Origin of the sequence: Paracoccus angustae (assembly GCF_042648745.1) — a bacterium.
GTDB lineage: Bacteria > Pseudomonadota > Alphaproteobacteria > Rhodobacterales > Rhodobacteraceae > Paracoccus > Paracoccus angustae.
This window is the reverse complement of record NZ_JBHRXY010000095.1, coordinates 1-2,221: the sequence shown is the minus strand read 5'-3', so window position 1 is coordinate 2,221 and position 2,221 is coordinate 1. Positions and strand designations below refer to the sequence as shown.

The window sequence follows — 2,221 nt, the reverse complement described above, 5'->3', positions numbered from 1 at the left end:
GATCGACACGATGCTCATCCAGGGGAGTGTGACATTCCTGAATTGCAGAGGTGAGACATTTTAACTTTGCGGCTATACAATGACAACTGATAATCAAGATTATGGAACTATAGGACGGCGCACCAAGTGTTTGCGCGCTAATCGTTCCACTCTCTTCCTCCGGACGATCACCAACTGGTCATTTCAAGCTGCCCAAGTGTGTGATCGCGCAACGGCTGTCGGACTGACGTCGCGTCCGGATGAACGTTCAGGGGCAGGTCACTTGCGGATAGGCTCTCCAACTATAGATCTCTTCAAGCGTTGCAAGGAGACAGGGCCGACATACCCGCCGTCTCGGACAGCATCTTGCCAAGATGCAGATGTCGGCCTGGACGACAGGGAGAAGACACGGAGAGATCATGACCGGAGCAACCCTGCCCACGACGCTGATGAACGAAGCCATGAGAGTTGCTGCAGAAGCACTGGGAACAAGACTGGCCTCGAAACAGGACGTCGAACTGATGGCGGGGAGCCGCGGCGCCATGGCCGAGGCAAACGATCCAGGCTTCACCGACGCGCACCGGCTGCACCGCTTCGCCCTGCACCTGCTTGTCGAGGCAGAACTCGACCGCCGCCTCAGGGACCGTCAGAAAACCCGCGAGAAGCACCTCGCGACGATGATGCCACAGGAACTGGCTGCTCACGAGGAGGCGACACGGGAGAAGAGCAACGTCCTTCCCTGGCCGAAAAAGATGAGCCGCGCTGGAAGCCTGTAACGTCGGATCGGAGCGCCCAGACGACGACAGCGCCTCTCCTATAGCCTCGCTCGATCTGCCGACGAGACCCCATTGGCAAGGATGCATCAGCGTGTCACGGTGTCGGCATAAAGACCTGAATTCTCGCCACTCTCGCGCCGATGGCCGAGGAGATCAGAGTCTCATCGGAAACACGAGGACACATCATGACTGCCGAACGCACCCGACGGATCCAGGAACGGGCCCATTCCCTCTGGGAACAGGAAGGCCAACCCCATGGCCGAGATGCGCAACACTGGTCTCAGGCAGAACGCGAGATCGACGCGGAGGACGCTGCACGCGCATCCTCCCCGGCCGAGACAACCGCGACGCGCCGCCAGCCGAAGCGGAGGACTGGGGCGAAAACGGCTGCGGACACCTCGGGCGCGCGCGGCGGCGAAGCAACCGCTGCGGCAGCTGAAACCTCAGCGGAGGCGCCAGTAAAGACCCGAGGTCGCAAGCCAAAGGCTGTGACGGAAGAAGGCGCAGAGGCGCCTAAAGCGCGGCGCGGACGCTCCTCCAACGTGGCAGCCGAAGCATCAGTGGATAGGCCGGTGAAAGCCAGAGGCCGCAAACCGAAAGCCGTAGGGGAAGACGGCGCTGAGGCGCCAAAGCCAGCACGGGGGCGCAAAGCAAAGCCAGCGTCTGAAGACGGGTCAGTCAGTTCAATGCCAGCCGGTGATGCTGAGCCCAAGGCCGCCGTCGTGGAAGGGAGCACGGAACCCAACACGGCAGCGCCTCAGGATGCGAATCTGGCTCAAGAGCCCACGGAAGCGGTCGAAGCCTCCCGTACGGCTGAATGAGGTCTTCATTCCGGCTGCTGATGGAGATTGCTTCTGTATCATGAAGCTGGGTTAATCCAGAACGCACATCCTTCAGGGAAGGCCTTCGCTGCTTGGAGTGGCCGCGAGGGCCTTTTGTTTGGTGCCGCGTGTTGCCTGTTGGCGAAATAACGCAGGGTTGTCTGACAAAAGGATGCGGCAGGCAAAGCCTCGGTTCGCCGGCCTCACTGAACGGGTGCTCTTTCGGGGTCTCAGGTACATGCAGAAACTCTGTCGCAGTCTTTGGTGGGTCAGCACCAAGAGGCCATGATCGGCCTGAGGATGGACGTCTTCGGAAGATGAGCCAACCATATGCTGCCGGACATGGGCGCTGAGTGTTGCGCGCTCCCCTGCGGAGGAGTTGCGGCTTTCTGCTGCCTTGGGGGAACCGCCAAGGGAGCAGGCCAGGACCCCCTAGATGACTGGCTCCTGTCGCCACACCCTGTCCGAGTGATTTTGGTCTAGGGCATCGAACCAATCCCGCTGGCAGCTCGTTTCCTTGCTGCCTCCCGAAGAGAGGCCAATAATGGAGAAGAATATGAGCAGTGGTTGTTAATTTCCACCCAGAAGTGACCCAGGTTTTCCATCGAGAACTGACCCACCTTTGATTATGGTTTTTGGGTCATT

General features: G+C 59.8%; 2 protein-coding genes. Both read left to right on the top strand.

Annotated features, from left to right (window positions below):
- The first annotated feature begins 398 nt into the window (after positions 1-398).
- Complete coding sequence (locus tag ACFOM8_RS22825) at positions 399-755, top strand: hypothetical protein (protein ID WP_377764659.1); 357 nt, start codon at positions 399-401, stop codon at positions 753-755.
- A gap of 140 nt (positions 756-895) precedes the next feature.
- Positions 896-1,576 (top strand): DUF2934 domain-containing protein, encoded by a 681-nt coding sequence (locus ACFOM8_RS22820; protein ID WP_377764658.1) that lies wholly within the window; start codon positions 896-898, stop codon positions 1,574-1,576.
- The last annotated feature ends 645 nt before the right edge of the window (positions 1,577-2,221 follow it).